At 62.9% G+C, this 19,140-nt stretch carries 16 protein-coding genes; 7 read left to right on the plus strand and 9 right to left on the minus strand.

The annotated features are described in order from the left end of the window. Window positions 1-160: 160 nt before the first annotated feature. From VIZ63_RS05450 to VIZ63_RS05465, 4 genes are all read right to left on the minus strand, one after another. Window positions 161-589 carry a hypothetical protein gene (locus tag VIZ63_RS05450; protein ID WP_331608514.1) on the minus strand — a complete coding sequence of 143 codons (429 nt, stop codon included), beginning with the start codon at window positions 587-589 and terminating at the stop codon, window positions 161-163. Window positions 590-610: 21 nt separating this feature from the next. Next, a complete protein-coding gene (locus VIZ63_RS05455; protein ID WP_331608515.1) occupies window positions 611-745 on the minus strand; it encodes a hypothetical protein in 135 nt (44 codons plus the stop codon). A gap of 102 nt (window positions 746-847) precedes the next feature. Beyond that, the gene (locus VIZ63_RS05460; RefSeq protein ID WP_331608516.1) at window positions 848-1,312 is read right to left on the minus strand and encodes a DUF2127 domain-containing protein; all 465 of its coding nucleotides are present in this window, start codon (window positions 1,310-1,312) and stop codon (window positions 848-850) included. Window positions 1,313-1,664: 352 nt separating this feature from the next. Next, entirely contained in the window at window positions 1,665-2,297 is a 633-nt protein-coding gene (locus VIZ63_RS05465) for an outer membrane beta-barrel protein (protein ID WP_331608517.1), read from the minus strand. Between the two features lie 515 nt (window positions 2,298-2,812). On the opposite strand from VIZ63_RS05465, the gene VIZ63_RS05470 reads away from it, so the two are divergent. From VIZ63_RS05470 to VIZ63_RS05485, 4 genes are all read left to right on the plus strand, one after another. Continuing rightward, complete coding sequence (locus VIZ63_RS05470) at window positions 2,813-3,679, plus strand: MipA/OmpV family protein (RefSeq protein WP_331608518.1); 867 nt, start codon at window positions 2,813-2,815, stop codon at window positions 3,677-3,679. Window positions 3,680-3,695: 16 nt separating this feature from the next. After that, the gene (locus tag VIZ63_RS05475; RefSeq protein WP_331608519.1) at window positions 3,696-4,064 is read left to right on the plus strand and encodes a DUF3019 domain-containing protein; all 369 of its coding nucleotides are present in this window, start codon (window positions 3,696-3,698) and stop codon (window positions 4,062-4,064) included. Between the two features lie 243 nt (window positions 4,065-4,307). Further along, the gene (locus tag VIZ63_RS05480) at window positions 4,308-5,018 is read left to right on the plus strand and encodes a response regulator (RefSeq protein WP_331608520.1); all 711 of its coding nucleotides are present in this window, start codon (window positions 4,308-4,310) and stop codon (window positions 5,016-5,018) included. Window positions 5,019-5,083: 65 nt separating this feature from the next. After that, window positions 5,084-6,376: an ATP-binding protein gene (locus tag VIZ63_RS05485; RefSeq protein WP_331608521.1), complete on the plus strand. Its 1,293-nt coding sequence runs from the start codon at window positions 5,084-5,086 to the stop codon at window positions 6,374-6,376. Between the two features lie 158 nt (window positions 6,377-6,534). Here VIZ63_RS05485 and treS read toward each other — a convergent pair whose 3' ends face one another. Next, on the minus strand, window positions 6,535-9,840 hold the full coding sequence (gene treS / locus VIZ63_RS05490) for a maltose alpha-D-glucosyltransferase (protein WP_331608522.1): 3,306 nt from the start codon (window positions 9,838-9,840) through the stop codon (window positions 6,535-6,537). Between the two features lie 342 nt (window positions 9,841-10,182). Between treS and VIZ63_RS05495 the strand changes: the two genes are divergently transcribed. From VIZ63_RS05495 to VIZ63_RS05505, 3 genes are all read left to right on the plus strand, one after another. After that, the gene (locus tag VIZ63_RS05495; protein ID WP_331608523.1) at window positions 10,183-12,123 is read left to right on the plus strand and encodes a methyl-accepting chemotaxis protein; all 1,941 of its coding nucleotides are present in this window, start codon (window positions 10,183-10,185) and stop codon (window positions 12,121-12,123) included. A 110-nt stretch (window positions 12,124-12,233) separates the two neighbouring features. After that, window positions 12,234-12,839 (plus strand): HD domain-containing protein, encoded by a 606-nt coding sequence (locus tag VIZ63_RS05500; RefSeq protein WP_331608524.1) that lies wholly within the window; start codon window positions 12,234-12,236, stop codon window positions 12,837-12,839. An 84-nt stretch (window positions 12,840-12,923) separates the two neighbouring features. Further along, the gene (locus VIZ63_RS05505) at window positions 12,924-14,345 is read left to right on the plus strand and encodes a tetratricopeptide repeat protein (protein WP_331608525.1); all 1,422 of its coding nucleotides are present in this window, start codon (window positions 12,924-12,926) and stop codon (window positions 14,343-14,345) included. Between the two features lie 200 nt (window positions 14,346-14,545). Here the strand turns inward: VIZ63_RS05505 and VIZ63_RS05510 are convergent, their stop codons facing one another. From VIZ63_RS05510 to VIZ63_RS05525, 4 genes are all read right to left on the minus strand, one after another. Then, window positions 14,546-15,409: a hypothetical protein gene (locus VIZ63_RS05510; RefSeq protein WP_331608526.1), complete on the minus strand. Its 864-nt coding sequence runs from the start codon at window positions 15,407-15,409 to the stop codon at window positions 14,546-14,548. An 18-nt stretch (window positions 15,410-15,427) separates the two neighbouring features. Further along, complete coding sequence (locus VIZ63_RS05515) at window positions 15,428-16,528, minus strand: hypothetical protein (protein WP_331608527.1); 1,101 nt, start codon at window positions 16,526-16,528, stop codon at window positions 15,428-15,430. Window positions 16,529-16,660: 132 nt separating this feature from the next. After that, window positions 16,661-17,755 carry a hypothetical protein gene (locus VIZ63_RS05520; RefSeq protein ID WP_331608528.1) on the minus strand — a complete coding sequence of 365 codons (1,095 nt, stop codon included), beginning with the start codon at window positions 17,753-17,755 and terminating at the stop codon, window positions 16,661-16,663. Beyond that, a complete protein-coding gene (locus VIZ63_RS05525; RefSeq protein ID WP_331608529.1) occupies window positions 17,736-19,121 on the minus strand; it encodes an FHA domain-containing protein in 1,386 nt (461 codons plus the stop codon). Before VIZ63_RS05525 ends, VIZ63_RS05520 begins: the two co-directional genes overlap by 20 nt. Between the last annotated feature and the right edge of the window lie 19 nt (window positions 19,122-19,140).

Here is a 19,140-nt window from a genome sequence, read left to right on the forward strand (position 1 = left end):
GAGATGATTGTCGTTGCGTGCGTCTTCGCACGTCGCGTGCATGACCATGTTGGTCAGCGACTGGCGCGCGGTAACAATCTGCTTCCTCGGATGCGATGGTAATCCAGGGACTGAACGGCAACGCCGCCTCTGTCGGCTGTCGCTCGCGGCGTTGCACCAATCAATAAGGTCGTTCCCAGGCCAGCATGGAGATACCGCTCGCCGAATGCCTTCCTGAGTGCCGCGAAGGTTGGCTCGCCAGTGCAGTGACCTGGCGCCACGAAGCCCACACTGAAGGTATCCAGCAGAGTCGCAATAGTCGCTGCAATTTCCTGGTCGCTCGCCGCCACCAAGTGGAAACCGCCGGCAAGGAAGTGTTTCGTGGGTCGATCGCGGCCGCGGCCGCAACGATCTTCTTGATACCCGGATGCGAGCAACCCACGATGATGACCATGCCGTGGGAGGTCTCGATGGCGAGAGATAACTCGCGTAGCTCCAGCGTCCCAGGCTTGTCGGAGACCAGGGCGATCAGATGGATTCCGGGAGCGATCTGCGTAGTCTTGTCGATCAGTTTGAAGTTGGCGGCTGGCCAGGCTGTCCCGAACCGCATTACGGCCGGCGGCGTGCCATCTTAGTAACGCTGCTCCGGGGGCATAGACGCATCCTTGCGATAGAAGCTGCTCGGCAGGTCAGCGCCATACACGCCGAAGGCCTCCCTGGGAGCGTAGATCTTTACCCTGGGATTCACGCTCAGGAGATAGGTCATCCCTCCCATGTGGTCGCCATGTGCGCAATGCTGTGGACGGCACTCCTGAGACGCTTCGTGCTACGCATGCTCTTCTGAGAGACAACGTTTGACATGGAAGGGTTAGGCATTGCTGGATTGACCTCGCCTGCGGCGCAACAGGGAAACAACCATAACGATGACGACCGCAAGATTGAGCACCAGTGAACCCGCACTGAGCCAAGTGGCTTTACGCAAGAGGCTGACTACCTCGAAGGGAACATAGATGGCGCCACTTAGCGCGGCGAGAACTTCGGCCCAGGCTGCGCTGCGATACAGACCATAGGCTTCTATGAACCGGAGTGCCGAGTAGCAGGCAGCGCCAAAAGCCAGAACCACCAGGTTTGTGTCTTGCAGGTGCGTGGCCGCATCGAGAAAGATCTGTGGGTACTTGGAGGCTGGGTTGAGGTGCGTGTGCTCAACCAACCTGGCTGCCAGGGAATGCAGGCCAGGATGAACCAGCAGCAGGCCAGACGATGCAGTGAGGACCAGGGCTCCTTTGAGTGCCTCGAATGCCGCGACGGCCTTGATGGTTTCGCTGCTGCTCATGCTCTCTTATATCGCTCTGTCGCCGAACGATAAACCCGGGCAAGGACAAGGACAATGCCGGCCGATATTGCGGATCTGGATCCGTTGAACGGTTCATTGATATGTCATTGGCCTGGCCCCGGAGCGTGCCGGGCGCCGGCGTAGCGCATCGAGCGCTGAAAGACCTTCGAGTTGCGAGCTCGGATGCGCTGCAGATCACACGGATGCCGGGAAACCAGCCGCATGGACGACCACAGCATCGTTCGAGCCTGGATCCCAGGCTGCTTTCATCCCGGTTGAAACGAAGTACGATGGCCCGAATCAGACCCGCGCGGCGCAGCCCTGATGGCTCCGCCGCGCGCTGCCTTCGTTATCAGAAGCTGTAAGTCACGCCGAGTGACACCACATCCGCGTCGGACTCGCCGAGCGCGATGTGCTCGTACTCGAGTCGCAACGCCAGGCGCTCATATCGATACTGCGCCCCGGCGCCATAGACGACATCCACATCGTCCTCGCTGTCCCTGGCGATCGTGACCGAGCCATCCGCGATCCTTGCGTCTGCGTCCCAGTAGTTCGCGCCGAGACGTGCGAACAGATCGAAATCACCCGCCGGCCACAATCCCAGCGCCGCGATCTGCGTGGAACGGACATCGGCGGACAACTTCGTCGGACAGGGGAACCCCACCGCAGCGACGCATACGACGCTGGTATTGCTGCTTGCGCCGCCGAGATCTGCGTGGCTCGCTTCGAGCGCGAACCAGCGGATGGGACGCCAGCCCACCAGCACCTTGTATCCCTGATCCTCATCGTCGACGTTGATGATCGACGTATTCGAGCCCATGGCCCAGTCATGATCGAACTTCGTCTGGACGAAAGACGCGCCGGCGTACAGTCCGGTCTCGCTCGCGGACAGATTGGCGCACCAGCCGGCAGTCAACAGGCCCGCCATGGCACTCACGAGTGCGAGCGAGCGACGCGGGGCGGATCGAGTAGCGTGTGAAATCATTCCATCTCCTGTGTTGGCAACGACGCGTGAAACGCGGTGAAGTCATGCTAGTAAGCCGACGTCGTGGAAGCTGTCGCGGCTTTGTTAGTGGGCACAGGAGAATTCGCGGAATCTGTACGTTCTGTTACGAACTGGCTAACGGCGGGCGACGGGGCGCACGTCTATCGGGCACGGAATCCCACGGTGACCGAAGGAAAACCCACGGGGGAAAACCGGACCCACAAAAAGAGGGACGCGATGGAAAGCCATCCTGGTTGAGCAGCCGGGAGTGCGGCGTGGCGAGAATCGTCCTTGGTTCTTATAGTGAAGAACGCCTCATGCCTGCTGGCCGCAGATCAACCTGGGCATGTTTTGTAAAAGGCATCATCCGAAATGGGGTCGCGGTCCTCCCCACTCCGGTCATATCCCCAAAGAGGAAAGGCCCGTACATTTGCATTACAAACCGTCCGGCGTGACTCTGCGACAATGCCATGCGTCGATTCAGGTCGTATTCAGAGGATTTGCGGGAACGCTCGATGAGCAGCAACCGGCACAAGTGGGTGTTCAACACTTCGATGGCAGCACTGCTGTCCGTCGCGTTCTGTGCGCCGCTGCAAGCCGCTCCTGTCTCTGGCTGCACCGTGCCCTCCCCGGATTGCGTCGAGGTCGGCCAGTTCGACTTCAGCGTGTCCCTCGGTATCGGCTCGCGCTCCAATCCAGTCATGGGCGAATCGGACATTCCACTGGTCGTCATTCCGCAGATCAGCTACTACGGCAAGCGTTTCTTCCTCGAGAATCTCGATCTGGGCGTCACCCTGTACGAGGGCCGGTCGAACACCTTCAATCTGCTCGCCTCGCCCGGCTATGACCGGGTGTTCTTCTATCGCAACGATCTGCAGAACTTCTTCGTGAGCGGCGCGACTGGTGCGGTGACGGTTGCTGCGCCGACGGACAAGGAGCTGTACCAGGCCCAGGAATTCGAAGTGCGGCCGCGCCGCACCACCTATCTGGCCGGCCCCGAATGGCTGTTCCAGTACGGGAACATCGTCGGTCAGGTCGACGCGCTCTATGAAGTCACCGGCCGCCACGACGGATACGAGGTGCGCGCAGCCGTCGCTGCCCCTATCATCCAGACCGAACATTCACTGGTGGTCAGCGGCGGGCTGACCTGGAAAAGCGCCGAGGTCGTCCATTACTACTATGGAGTTGATGGCTTCTATGAGCCGGGAGCGGCGCTCAGCCCGTTCCTCAAACTCGGCTACACCCGCGCGCTATCCGATCGCTGGAGCATCAACGCGTTCATCCACTACGAACGGCTGGGGAGCGCCATCGCCGACAGCCCGATCATTTCCGACAAGGGTGTTACGACAGCTTTTGCCGGTGTGGTCCTGCGGGTTTTTTAGCGCCATCGCGCTTGCATTGATCTGCGACAGCGCCGGTGCAGCCAGCGGCCCGGTGCCCGACGACATCACGCTCGAGCTGCAACCGCGCGTGTGCACGCTCTCCGCAAACGACGACATGTGCGAGACGACGGTGCGGGCCCAATGGCGCTCGCCGCGCGATGAGTCGCTGTGCCTGGTGATCGTCGATCGGCCGGACATCAAGCGCTGCTGGGAGAGTTTTACCAACGGCGTGTACAACGTGGAGCTGTCGTTCAACAAGGATCTGACCGTGGAACTGCGCGATCCGGAACTGCAACAGGTACTCGCGTCGGAAACCATTGCCGTGATCCGGCAGGCGCTGCAACTGCGGCGCAAGCGCCGGCAGCCATGGAATCTTCTGTACTAGAGAAGGACTGATCAAATCCTTACCGTGTCCCGTTGGAGAACGGGATCCAGGTCAAAACAGCAAGTTAGCTGACGAGTCGTAGCGAAAGCGGACTTGATCAGCGCTTACCCAGGTTCCGGGAACGAAGTTGACGGAGTAGCTGCCAGAAAGAACGTGACCGCGCGGGCAAAGAGCACAAAGCCCAGAGCGGGAAATCCTGAACTTTGTGACTTTTGTGATTTTTTTGCGGCCATTCTCTTGCCTATGAATTCCGTAGCTCAACCGCTGGTCCTGCTGGTCGAAGACGACATCCGTCTCGCCGATCTGGTACGCACCTATCTGCAGGCCAATGACTTCCGCGTGAACATCGAGAATCGCGGCGACCGGGTGATCGACCGCGTCCAGCGCGAGAACCCTGATCTGGTGATCCTCGACATCGGCCTGCCGGTGCGCGACGGATTCTCTGTCTGTCGCGAGCTGCGCACCGTGTACAGCTCCCCCATTCTCATGCTCACCGCGCGTGACAGCGACATCGACCATGTCGTCGGCCTCGAACTCGGCGCCGACGACTACGTGATCAAGCCCGTGGAGCCCCGCGTACTGGTCGCACGCATCCAGGCGCTGTTGCGCCGCAGACGGTCCGCGGACCCGATCGAAGGACGGACGCTGCGATTCGGCACGCTCGCCATCAACAGCGCCGCAAGATCCGTCGTGCTCCAGGAGCAGCAGATCGCGCTTTCGAGCAACGAGTTCGATCTGCTCTTCTTCCTGGCGACGCGTGCCGGGCAGATCCAGTCGCGCGAGACGCTGTACCAGCAGCTGTATCGCCGCGATTACGACGGCCTCGATCGCACGCTCGACGTCCGCATTTCCCATCTGCGCAAGAAGCTCGGCGACACCGGCAATCCCGAAAAAATCAGAACCGTCTGGGGGCACGGCTACCTGTTCGTGCCCGAGGCCTGGAGCGCCTCTTGAAATCGTCCGGCCCAACTGCCGCGCCGCGGCCGCCAGTGTTCTGGCAGCCCTGAGTTCCTGCCGGCATGGCGCGACATTTCCTGCAGCTCTACCTGCTGATCGTGGCGACACTGGCTGCTGTCAGCTGGGGCCAGGAACGGCTGTGGCAGATGCATACCCGGACCGATCCCGCGGAAATGACCGCCGAGAATCCTTCACAGACGGCGATGCTCGATGTGGTCGAAGCGCAGTTGCGGGCGCTGCCGGTCGAACAACGTCAATCCTTCGTGCGGCGACTCGCATACGACAGCGGCGTCGACCTCGAACTCTTCCATCTCGACGACATCGCGGGCGATGACACACTCGCGGGTCTCTCGCGCGGTGAAGTGGCCTACATGGATGCCGCGAGCGGCGAACGCTGGATGCTTAAGCAGATCCATGACGATGACACCGTGCTCGCCTTTCGTCACCCGGTCCCGGAACAGCGCCGAAGCCTGGTCGACTGGACGCTGGCATTCATCTTCTATGCGGCGATTGCGCTCGTCATCATGATCTGGCTGTGGCCGCTGCGCCGCGATCTGCAACGCCTCGAACACGCCACCAGCACCTTCGGCGACCGCAACTGGACCTTCGATGCCGACATCCGGCCGCGCTCGCAGATCTATCCACTGGCGCAGGCGTTTCGTCGCATGGCGGCCCGAATCGATGGCCTCATCCGTTCGCACAAGGACATGTCGAACGCGATGTCGCACGAGATCAAGACGCCGCTCGCGCGCATGCGCTTCGAGGTCGAAGTCGCGCGTGCCGCCAGTTCAGCCGAAAAAATGACGGAGCATCTGAACAACATCGATACCGATATCACCGAACTGAACGCATTCGTCACGGCGACGCTCGACTACGCCATACTCGAACGTGCAGAAGTCGCGCTGAACCTGGCCGAGCATGACTTCACAGCCATTCTGCCCGCCGTCACGAATGCTGTTCGACGCAGCAGCCGCACGACGCTGGATCTGCGGTGCGAGGTCGATCCGGCTGCAACGCACGTGCGTTGCGATGCGCACCTGATGGAAACGGTGCTGCGGAATCTCATGTACAACGCGCTGCGCTACGCACAGCGACAGGTCGTGGTGCGGTTCGAGATCACCACGGGCGTGCTTTACCGACTCTGCGTGGAAGACGACGGCCCCGGCGTACCTGAAGCGCATCGTCAGCGGGTCTTCGAATCGTTCGTGCAGCTGGATCACACGGTGCAACACAACGCCGGCTTCGGCCTCGGCCTTGCAATCGTCAGGCGCGTCGTCGAATGGCATGGCGGCGACGTATCGGTCGATACGTCTGCGCTGGGCGGAGCGCGCTTCTGCGTGACGTGGTGCGGTTAGCGCGGGCTTGGGGAGCACGGAAAAAAATTTCACACAGAGATCACAGAGTCGGAATGACTGAGTGGAATCTGATCTCGTTCCAACAGCGCCCGTATCCTCGCGTAAATATTCTGTCCCATCCGAACTCTGTGCCCTCGGCGTGCAACCCGATCTTCTTCTCACCGATTCGCCAACAACGACAGCACAGCAACCACTGACGCGCCAACCGAGGCCGGATGACGCTCCAGATCCTGGCCGAGATCCCGCAAGCTGCGCTCGATGCGAAAGAGTCTGATCAGTGCGGCGGCTTCGCCCGGATCGCGCGGCAAGCTGGCGGATCCCTGGGCACCGCGGGTATAGCCCGCCATGAAGACATCGCTCGCTTCGCTCAGCCAGCTCTCGAAGGCCTGCACCACACGATCGTACAATTCCGGCTGGCTGCTGAGCACACGATCGAGCGCTGCGCTGCGTGCCTGCTCCAGTGAACACAGCACGGTTGCGACATCGCGCGACGGCGGAGCCTTCCAGCGCCGCTCCTCCAGCGGCAGCTCGAGAATGCCTTCGAAGTCGGTGATGACGAAATCGTCCGCCACCAGCAGCACCTTGCGCAGCAGAAGGTTGCCATGATGACGCGCCTTGATGCCATGAACGGGCTTCGACGCGAGCTGGCGCACCAGCGAATCCAGAGCGGTCTCCGATTCGATCAGCCGCGTCGCGTCGGCGTGACTGGCTTCCGGAATTTGCGCAAAGCGCCGCTCGAGATCCGATATCACCGTATCGGCCAGCTGTGTGATGTCCGTGGCAATCCGTGCCATGTCAGTGAAGGTCAGCGCTTCCGGTGCAAAGGCCGGGTCATCGACCGGCGTGCACAGAACGGCGTGCATCTCGCCAATGCGCCGGCCCAGCGTGCGCAGGCGATCGTAGAACAGCGTGTGCAATGACTTGCCATCGGTTTCCGACCCCGAACGCAGCTGCGTCGCGACGCGCTCGAGGTGGTCGAGCGTGAATGTCAGCGCATCGCCCTGGTGGCGCACGTAGGCCTGTACCGCCGCGAGCGAGATCGGCGCAGAGCCCTCGATGAGACACGTCAGCGTGCCTGCCAACGCTGCCACGTGGGTGAATCCGGCACGGGTGAGGAAGTCGACCATCTCGACATCCGGATTGATACCCGCATCGGCGCGGCGATAGGCCTTGAGGAAGACGCTTTCGCCCAGCACCACGTTGACTTCGAGCGGATCGGTACCGAATCGCTCGACCGGCGTCAGCCGCTCGATATTCATGTCGTGCCACGCCGGCGTGGTGGCGAAGATGAGCGCGCCGCCGGTGAATTCGATGCGCTCATTGGCCGCCATCGATTTCACGATCGACGCACAGAACGCGGGGTCGGCGAGCGCGTCCACCAGGACTCCGACGCGCGCATGCTCACGAACGCGCGCGAGCGTCCAGTCCGCCGTTCGCAGGATCTCGCTATCCGCAGCGTCATCCCACGCCAATGTGAGCGGCAAGGCGAAGCGTTCGTGCGGGCGGTTCGGCGTATCGACATGTATCAGTGTCAGGAGCGTGTCGCCGTGCGGCCCTGACCAGACCATGCGCTCGCCCAGCTGCACTCTTTCTCCGCCGGTGCCGCGAATCCAGCCGCGCTGGCGCAGGAACTCAGGCAGCACTTCCTGCTCGAGTTGCTGCAATGTGCGGCGCGTGATGCTGCGCGTCGAGCCCGTCCGATCGAGCCCGTCCAGGGATTTGATGCCGTCCGTGAGCACGAGCCACGGCAGTTCGGCGGCCGGCAACCGTTCGACGTGCCACGACGGGGCGACATGCGAATCGCTCAGCGCCAGCCAGAAGAACGAATGTGCCGGCAGCGTCAGGAAGTACGGCAGATCGCCGATCGGTGGAAACGCATTGTTGCCCGACAACTCCACGGGCACGCGACCCTTGTATCGCGACAAGTCGAGTTCGACAGCCTGTGCCGACTGCGCGAGATTCGCGACGCACAGCACCAGCTCGTTCTCGAAGCTGCGCACGTACGCAATGATCTTGCGATTCTGTGGACGGATGAATTCGAGCGTGCCGCGGCCGAAGCACCGATGGCGCCGGCGGATCGTCAGGATGTGCCGCGTCCAGTTGAGGAGCGACGATGGATCGCGACTCTGCGCCTCGACGTTGACGGCCTGATAGCCGTACACCGGGTCCATGATGATGGGCAGGTACAGCCGCTGCGGGTCCGCTCGCGAGAAGCCGGCATTGCGATCGATGCTCCACTGCATCGGCGTGCGCACGCCGTTGCGATCGCCGATGTAGATGTTGTCGCCCATGCCGATCTCATCGCCGTAGTACATGATCGGCGAGCCAGGCATCGACAGCAGCAGGCTGTACATGAGCTTGATGCGATCGACGTCGTTGCCGAGCAGCGGCGCCAGCCGGCGGCGGATGCCGACATTGACGCGCATGCGCGGTTCCTGCGCATACATCTTGTACATGTAGTCGCGCTCGCGATCCGTCACCATCTCGAGCGTCAGTTCATCGTGGTTGCGCAGAAAGATGGCCCACTGGCAGTTGTCCGGGATGTCGGGCGTCTGCCGCAGGATTTCTGCGATCGGAAAGCGATCCTCGAGCGCGACAGCCATGAAGATGCGCGGCATGAGCGGGAAGTGGAATGCCATGTGACATTCATCGCCGTCGCCGAAGTATTCGCGCACGTCCTCCGGCCATTGATTGGCTTCGGCCAGGAACAGGCGGCCGTGATAGTTCGCATCGACGACCGCCCGCATCTGCTTCAGCACGGCGTGTGTCTCGGGCAGATTCTCGTTGTTCGTGCCCTCGGCAACGCACAGGTAGGGAATCGCATCGAGCCGCAGGCCGTCGACGCCGATGTCCAGCCAGAACCGCATCACATCGATGAGTGCGTCCACGACCTGCGGATTGTTGTGGTTGAGATCCGGCTGATGCGAGAAGAAGCGGTGCCAGTAGTAACGTCGTGCGAGCGGATCCCAGGCCCAGTTCGAACTTTCGGTATCGGTGAAAATGATGCGCGTGTTGGCGAACTTCTTGTCGGTGTCGCTCCATACATAGAATTCGTGCTCCGGCGAGCCCGGTGGCGCACGACGCGCAGCCTGGAACCAGGGATGCTGCTCCGAGGTGTGATTGATGACGAGTTCGGTGATGACACGCAGGTCGCGCCGGTGCGCCTCGGTGACGAAGCGCTTGAAGTCGTCGAGCGTGCCGTAATCCGGATGGACGTCGCGATAGTCGGCGATGTCGTAGCCGTCGTCGCGCTGCGGCGACGGGTAGAACGGCAGCAGCCAGATGGTGTTGACGCCGAGTTCCTGGATGTAGTCGAGCTTCTGGATCAGGCCGGCGAAATCACCAATGCCGTCGCCGTTGGCGTCGTGAAACGCCTTGACATGCATCTGATAGACGATGGCGTCCTTGTACCAGAGCGGATCCGCAGCAGATTCGCCTGGACGGTCGATACTCGATCCGGACATAGGGGCAGATTCAACCATTTCGTATGTATAGGTGACGGCGACCGCCGCACGACATCAGGGTTTGCCCTGTTCGCCACACGACCGTGCAGAACGCGCTGCGGCACGTAAAAGGTCCATCGCGCGGGGCCGTGGGGGAATGTGATGCGCTCGACATTCCTGCGGCCGAATCCGCAGCATGGCGTCTCAAGAACGGCCCCGGTCCGCCGATCAGAAGACATGGCTCGAATGCGTCTGTCACAAGGTGCGCAGCCCCACGCCTGGCGCGAATAGAAGAAGCCGCCGCACCGGGCCAGACAGACGTATGGCGTCAGACGCTGCGGCAGCGTCGCTATGAGTGTCTCGATGAACCCAGTGTTTGAAGCTGTTTTCGGCCCCGGCATCCGTCTGATGCAGAACCTGCGACTGCCTGCGAAGTTCGCGCTAATCAGTCTGGCGTTCCTGGTGCCCCTCGGCATTGCGACCTACGGCGTAACAAGCGATGCGAGCAGGAACCTCGCGTTCGCCGCTGACGAACGACTGGGTATCGCGTGGATCGCACCGCTGAACGACCTGATGGAGGCGCAGCTCGGCCGTCAGCGCGGCGCTTCCGCCGCAGTCCTGCAAGGTGATGCTGCGCTCGCGGGCCTGCACCAACTCGATCGCGAACAGGACCATGCCCTCGACGCTGGCGATGAGCTGGCCGCGGCGGGCATGGAATGGAACGCCGCCAGCAGCGCCGATGCCACGGTCCTGCTGTACTCGGCCGTCAGCGACAACTCGAAGCTGACGCTCGATCCGGATCTGGATTCGTACTACGCCATGATGCTCACCATGGACTACGCGCCAAAGCTCGCCGCCGCGGCATCCCAGTTCGACAGCCTGCTGGCCACGATCCGCAGCCAGCCCGCGCTCAGCGCCGAAGACCGGGCCAGTGCGCAATTCATCATCGCGCGTGCCTCGATGCATCATGAATCGCTGACGACGGCGGTGCGCCGGATGATCGCCGCCAGTCCATCGCTCGCGTCGCGGCTCGACGCCACGGCGCTGGAGAGCGCCTGGCGCAACTTCAGGACAGAAGTCGAGGCTGTGCAGCAGAGTGCGGACGTCGCTGCCGTCGGCCTGGCCGCGGATGACGCGGCTCGCCACCTGATCGCGGCGACATTTGCGCTCTCGGATACCGCTGCGACCGTTCTCGACGAATTGCTGCTCCAGCGAGTCGCCGGCTACGAGAAGCATCGTAACGGACTGCTCGCGATCGCCTTCCTGAGCATGATGCTGGTCCTGTACTTCATCATCGGATTCTACGTATCGAACCGCCGCGGCTTCGGCGCGCTGCTCCTGCGCATGCGCAAGCTGGCGCGGGGCGACCTGACGGTGAACTACTCGGCGCGCGGTCGGGACGAAATCGCCGCACTCATCAATGCGTTCGACGTAAGCCGGCGCGAACTGAACATGCTGGTCACGAGCATCCGCGAAGTGACACGCACCATCGATGAGGCCGGCCAGCAGATCGCGCAGGCCAACGATGAGCACGCACAGCACGAATCGTCGCGATCGGCTTCGGTCCGCGAAACGGCCGACAGCGCACAGCAGGTGGCGACCGTCGTGCAACGCAACCTGGACAACGCACTGAATGCCAATCGGCTGGCCGAGGCCGCGCACGGCACAGCGTCGCGCGGCAACGATGTCGTCAGCAAGGTCGTCGCCACCATGGATGCGATTACCGGCTCGTCGCGCCGGATCGGCGACATCATCGGCGTGATCGACGAGATCGCGTTCCAGACCAACCTGCTGGCGCTCAATGCCGCCGTGGAAGCGGCGCGCGCGGGCGAACAGGGCCGGGGCTTCGCCGTGGTCGCAAGCGAAGTGCGCAACCTGGCGCAGCGCTCGGCGGCAGCGGCCGCTGAAATCAAGAAGCTGATCAGTGCGTCCATCGACGACGTGGAACGCGGCGCGACGCTGGTCACCAGTGCCGGTGCCACGATGAGCGAAATTCTCGGCTCGGTCACCCGCGTCTCCGCCATCATGAACGAGATCGCAGTGGCGAGCCGCTCACAGAGCGACGACATCGGTACGCTGAACAAGGCCATCGAGCGCATCGACGACGATACGCAGCAGAACGCCGCTCGCGTCGCCGAGACCGCCGCGGTTGCGGCCTCGCTGCGCGATCAGGTGTCGCAGTTGCTGGATGCCGTCGGCAATTTTTCGATAGGCAACGAAGCGTTTGTGAGCGACACGACGTCTACGCAGTCCGTCGAGCGGGCCGCAGCGCCAGCGACGAACTCATTGCGCTCCGCCGCCTGATCGCTTCCGATACCGGTCTGCAGCACAGGAACTCTCCATCCGCGGAATGATTGACACGACTCGCAAGCCGCTCTTACTTTTGCGAACCTGATCCGGGCTTGGAGCTGGCGATGCCTGACGGCGATCGAGCGCCGCGCGCGCAATTTCACTCGATGGACGACGGCACCCGCGAGGACTGGTCCATCATCAACAATGCGATGAAGCCCTTCATTGCCGATCTGCCGAATCGCATCCTCGCGCACCTGCGCCTGCTGGATGGCGATTGCGGCGGCTTCGCCGTCGATCGGCTCGAGCATTGCCTGCAGACCGCCACGCGCGCGCATCGCGACGGCCGCGACGAGGAGTACGTGGTCTGTGCGTTGCTGCACGACCTGGGCGACACGCTGGGTCCGCGCAATCACGCCGATGTGGCCGCCGCGATCCTGCAGCCGTTCGTCTCCGAAGAGAATCACTGGATGGTCGCCAAGCACGCAATTTTCCAGGGCTACTATTTTTTCCATCATCTCGGCCTGGATCGCGACATGCGGGACCAGTTTCGCGACCATCCCTGGTACGACTACACGGAGGAGTTCTGCCGGCTATACGACGGCCCCGCCTTCGACCCGGCCTTCCAGAGCCTGCCGCTGACCACGTTCGAACCGATGGTGCATCGGGTGTTCACGAACGTGAAGCATTCGATCTACCTGCCGAAGAACACGTTGCCCGGCAACGACTGAGCACCTGCACGCATCACACAGCACGACTACCGCTACGGCTGAGTTGGCGGTAGCCTCGGGCGATCCCATCCATCGGTAGACCCCTTGATCGCAACCCTCGAACGTTGCCCGTGGAATCCGGCCCGAGCGTTCCTCGGACGGCTGGCGATTTGTGTGGCACTCGCACCGTTCCTGCTCGTGTCGCCCGCAGCAGCTCAGCCGGAGCCATCCACCCCCTCCTGGCAACAGGAGTACTGGGCGCGTATCGATCGCAGGGACTGGGATGCCGCGATTGCATCAGCGGAACAACTCGTGGTCGCAGCACGGCCGGCCTCGGCAGCAACCGGCTTGCGCCTGTCCGAAGCATTGTCGCTGCTCGGCAGCGCGCAGCTGAATAAGGGCGAACTGGTCGCAGCAGAGGCGGCTTTCGGCGAATCGATGCAACTCGCGGAACAGTACGGCGGTCGATCGAGCGCAGCGCTCGTCGATCCGCTGCGAGGACTCGGCTACACACTGGCGGCCGCAGGCAGGCACGACCAGGCCATTCCCTACATGGACCGCGCCCTGTTGATATCGCGGCGTACGGCCGGGCTGTTCGACGTTTCACAGCAGGGATTGCTGCGCCAACTCGCGACCAGCCTCACGGCCGTGGGCGCACCTGCCGAGGCTGAGCGCCACATGATTTACCTGCGGCGCGTCGGCGAGCAGGCCTACGGGAAGGACGACCCGCGCCAGATTGCCGTTCTCAGCAACGTCGGCGACTGGTACGCGGAAGTCGGCCAGATGGACATGGCGCGTCAGAACTATCGCGCCGCCATCGCGATCGCCGACCGCAAGCTCGGCAAGACCAGCCTCGGCGTGGTCGATCCGTTGCGTTCCTTCGCGGCCAGCTACACGCGCGAGGTCGTGCTCTCTTACTACGGCATCGTCTCGAGTACCGATCAGACCAGCACCTTCGACCCCAGCGCGAATGTGAGCGGCGAACCGATGAATCCGCGCTTCCTCAGCAGCGAGGGCGAGCGCGCGCTGGCGCGTGCACTGAAGGTGGCGCAGACCGATCCGGAGACGTCGCTGCAGACCATCGTCGGCACGCTGATACAGATGGGCGACTGGTTCGTCATGAAGCTGCAGCCGGACAAGGCCATGCCGTATTACGAACAGGCGGCGCAGCGTCTGGCCAAGGCCGGGCCCGAGGAGGCAGACGCCATGCTCGGCGCGGCATTGGGATTTCCGGTGCAGGTCTACTATCCGACGCCGCCGCTCGCGACGCGCAATCTGCATCGCGCCCCGGGCGAAACCGAGGACCACTTCGTGCAGATCGAATTCACCGTCCAGCCCGACTCCACCGTCACGGACGTTCGGGTCACGGATCAGGCGGCGAACGATCGCCAGGCTTCCCAGGTCGTGGAGGCGATGCGTGCCGCGCGCTACCGACCCAAATTCGTCGACGGCAAACCGGTCGTCACTCCCGCCGTGAGCTATCGGCAGGTGTTCAAGGTACGCAAGGAGACGAAGGCGGCGGAGTGAAAGAAAAGAATTTCCACGGGGCGACACGGGGCAAGAAAAAGCCACAGGAATGCAGTTCCACCCCGTGTTCCGTGCGGACCCGTCGAGATCTTCGATTCTTCCCTCGCCGACGCCACAGCGATGCTTGAGTCAGTGCCATTGGGCTACGACCGCTCAAGCCCCCCAAGGGGGAAGCCGGGCCCACAATTAGAGAGAGCGGGCTAGACCAGAGACTCCGGCACGACCCGATCGGGCTTCTTCTCGCCCTGCTCCGTTTCTTCGCCAGCAGGAATTTCTTTCGCGGGCTCAGTCGTTGAGGGCTGCTGCTCGCTCGCAGGTGCAGGTGCAGGTGCAGGTGCAGGTGCAGGTGCAGGCGCAGGCGCAGGCGTTTGCGCAGGCGCCGGCAGGCCAGGCGGCGGCAATACGGGCGTATCGGGCACCGCAGATTCAGGCAGCAGGCCGCGCACGATGGCCTGTTCGCGAAATTCAACCGCGAGTTTGGCGCCGGCATCGCGCAGCGCGAGCGCGGTCGCCTGGGTGAGCGGCGCGTCGCTGGTGATGCCCTGCGAGGGCGCGGTGCCGTAGCCCGTGAAGCCCCACGAATCCGCGAGGCGCCCTTCAGGTGTGTAGACATTGATGCGGTACTTGATGCTGACCGCGAAAAAAGGCGAACCCGCATCGCGGGGCGTCACGAAGGCGTATTCCTCAACGCTGGGTTCGAGCACCGCGCGGATGTCACCACCGGCCTGCGTACCCGCCTCGACGCTGTCGATAACCACCACACGTTCGAACATTGCATTCAGCAGCCGCATGAGTCCGTCGGTCTGCGCCTTGCCCAGGGCGATGTGCCAGTCGGTCCCCGAACGCTCCTCGTTGTGGACGAAGTCCGAGAACTCCTTGGGAACGAACACACCGACCGCCACCGGAATCTTCACGACCAGCGGCGTGGGGATGTTGGTCGTGGCGGTCAGCTTCACCGGACCGCAACCGGCCAGCAACATCAGCGATGCAACAGTGAGCGCGCCCGTCAGCGAGCGCACGATCGAGTGAATTCGTGGCGCCGGTCCTGTCGTTGTCTGTTTCAAGACGACCTCGACTCGAAGTTAGGGCTGCTGCAACGCGGCCTTGAGGGCCGGTAGCTCGCCCGGCTCGAACAACGGCGCGGACGGATCTGCGAACGCATCGCCGACCCGGAACGGCGAAGCACGCCGCTGCGGATCGTCCAGCCCGACGAAGGTACCGCCGTTCTTGGCGCATAGTATCCGCATCAGTGTCGCGAAACGGATGCTCGTGTACTGCGGTGCGTCCGGCCGCACCGGGAAGCCGATGGCATGGATGCGGACCCTGCGCTCGCCGGTGTCGTCGGCACGATTCAGCACATCCACGCTCTTGATCACGGCATCGATCGACGGCCCCGTGAACTCGTCGCCAAACACGTAAATGCTGATCTTCTTGTCCTTCGCGGAGTACGTGCGGATGGCCTCGACGATGCCTTCGATGGGACTCGAATTCGAGAATGCATTCCAGTTGCGGATGCGGTCGATGACGATCTTGCGCTGCGCGGGCGTGTCCGGAATCCATTTGCCGCGATAGCCGGAGAACATGTAACCGCCCTCGTCATCCATCACCTGGAAGCCCTTCACCTTCGGGTAGAGATTGAGCGTTTCGTCGACTTTCTGGATCAGCATCGGCCACGCGTAGTTGACCATGCTGCCCGACGTATCTACGACGAAGATGATGTATTCGCTGTCGACCGGAATGCCGCCGATGGCATCGTCCTTCTTGCGATGGAAGCCCCGTCCCAGGATGCGCTTCATTTCTTCGGACAGGGATTGCTGTGCCGAGGCGAGCCGGCCCTCGATATCGTTCGCCACATCGGCTTCCTGCCTGGAAGCGGCATACTTGCCCCGGATGTCGCTGAGATCGCCGCGCAGGCGCGCGATCTTCGCCTTCTCCTCCGACAACTGCTCCTGACGCGCCCGCAGATCACGATTCAGGATCTCGCTCTGTCCGCTGATATCGACCAGCTCATCCTGCAGCTTGACGATCTGCTCCTGCAGGTTTTCCTGCGAGCGCTCCACTTCCGGTGATCTCATATCGCTGAGCACGAGCAGCAACACCACCGACCCCAGGCCGCAAGTGATGCAGTCCAGGAACGAGATGCTGAAGATCTCGGTTTCGCGGCGGGCGTTACGTCGGGCCATTTCTCAAAGGCTCACTGGCCAGCTGGCCAACTGGTCTGCTGGCCAGAGAAAAGATGAGTAGAGAAACGGTATCAGTGGACCGTCTCCGTTTCCGGCCAGCCCGCCAGTTGGCCAGTTGACCCGTTGACCGCCTCATGGCCAATCCTTCGACGGGCTGATGAACGAACCGCCGGTGCGGCGCGATGCGAGCCAGAACGCGCTCGGTGCGGAGGGGTCGCCTTCCATGGGCATCAGGATTACGTTGAGCGGCACGGCTTTCGGATACTTGGCGATCGCGCGCTCGAAGAATTTGAGGCGGTCATCGCCGTCGACGGTTTTCTTGAGCAACGGGGCGCTCGTTCCCTGCGTCGGCAAGCCATCGGTGATCAGTATCACGTTGTCGGGCTTCGGGTTCAGAGCACCCAGCGCGATGAATGCGTTCTCGAGACTGGTGCCGTCCTTGGGGACGGTCTTGCGCAGCGCAGTAAGTGCGTCGTTCAGTGCGTTGGGATCGTTGACCTTCAGCCATTTGCCGGCCGAGCCCTCGGTGAGCGGCCAGGTCTGGGTGTTGAAGGCATAGATCTGGAATTCACTTTCGAGCGGCAGCTGCGCGACGAGCCAGTCGACGGTCTGCAGGGTGCGGCGCCATTTGTCCGAGAGCAGTTTGCGCGATTCGGACATGTTGCGCATGCGCAGGACGTTGACGACGGTCTCGTCCAGCATGCTGGCCGACGCATCGACCATGATGAGAATGCGCGAACCGCCGACGCGCAGGCCGGTCAGATACTGCCGGTCGCCATCGCCGGTGAAACCGCGCACACGCGTGCCCGTCGTATCAGCGCGCTCGCTCGCACCCTCGAGCCGGCGCGTGCCCTCTTCCAGCGATTTGAGATCGGCCTTCAGACGCTCGATCGCTTCGCGTCGCGACAGCGTCTGCTTGTCGGCGTCGGCCAGCTGGACCTTCAGTTGCTCGGTTTCCGCCTGGACACGCTCGCCCATGCCCTCCGTGCGTACCGATTCGGCCTGGGTCTGGGTCATGGAGTTGCGCAGCACGACGAGGTTCTGATAGCCCTCCAGCACCTGATCTTCGAGCGCGGTGACCTCTGCCTGCATCGATTGCGATTCGGCGGTGGCGCGCAGCCCACCCTTGGCATTGATCAGTACGTAGACCAGCACCACCGACCCGAACGCGCAGGTGATGCAGTCGAGAAACGACATGCTGAAGACTTCAGTCTTGCGGCGCGCCATCGTCCTGCACCAGCTGGATCATATCGAGGGTTACGCCGGGAGTGCCCAGGCGCAGCCGGTCACCGACTGTGAGTACGCTGTGACCGACGACGCGTTCTTCGTTGACGTAGGAACCGTAGGTACTGCGGTCTTCGACGACGACCGAGCCATTGCGACGCACCAGCATGCAGTGCGCACGCGAAACGCCCGGTGCCGCACTCGGCAGCACCAGCGAGCGTCCGGGCGGCGGCGACCAGCCGATCGCCAGTGGCGCCTCCGAGACTCGCCAGGCGCGGCCCTGGAACAACACATGCGTCGGGCGCAAATGCGACGGCGTGCTTTCATGCTCAGTGACCGCATTGCCGTCGGCGCGCGCCACTGGCAACTGGTAGACGAGCGCCAGCGACTCCGGTGAGCGCTGAATGGTAGTGCGATGGGTGAGCGCACCGAGTGCAGCGGCGCCCCGCGGCAACGCACGCACCGTGCAGTCACGCAGCGTTGCGAAGCACTGCAGCAATCCCGGCATGGCAGCCACTCGCTGCGATACGCGCAGTTCGATCGGCAGACCGGCAACGCGCGCGTCCTGCACGAGCTTCACCAGCTCCGCATAGTGGGCCTGCGCTGCCGTCACGAAGTGCTCGCGCGTGAGCTCGATCTCGAGCGGTCGCTCCCCCAACTGCAACGACAGCGTCAGCGTCTCGTTGTCGACCAGCTGGTCGAGCCACTGCGGCAACTGATTCAGCAGCCGCTGTTCACTCGCCGCGTCGTGCAACGGATCGAAGCGCGTATTGATCACGAATGCCTCCGCGATCATCTGGACCCACGTCTGCTGCAGGGCGAGCAGGCCGTGACGCGGCGCGATCTCGTAACGATTGCGTTTCAGGCCGGTGCCGACGTAGTCGAGCGCGGTGAGCGAGGCCTGGTGGAGTTCCAGGTCCAGATGCAGAACGCGTGCGGGCGCCGCTTCGAGGCTGCAAGCGGCAAGTGCTGCGTCCACCACGCCGGCAACGTTCACTCCGGTCTCGTTGATCACGCCGAGCAGCAGCCCGAGCTGTTCACGCGTGTAGCCCGCGGGAACCGCCAGCAATACGCCCTCGGCATCGGATTTGTAGGGCTCCAGTAAGGCGCTCGCCTGCGCAAAGGCTGTATCCGCCGTGGTCCGCACCAGACGCGACGGCCGCACCAGCGGCTCCGTGCTCAGTCCGCGCCAGAAATTGGTCTGTGCCAGCAGTGGCTGCAGCCGGAGGCGGGACGCTGCGGCCTCGCCGGTGAGCGTTGCGTTTTCTTCGAGCATCGCAACACCCGGCGCCATGCTCAGCACGGATGCATCATCGCCGCCTTGTTGCGCGAGGATGAGGCCAGCATCGATGAGTTCTATGGAGAGCATGAGTGACGAACGTGACGAA

It is taken from the genome of Povalibacter sp., from assembly GCF_036520495.1.
In the GTDB taxonomy this organism is placed as follows: Bacteria; Pseudomonadota; Gammaproteobacteria; order Steroidobacterales; family Steroidobacteraceae; genus Steroidobacter.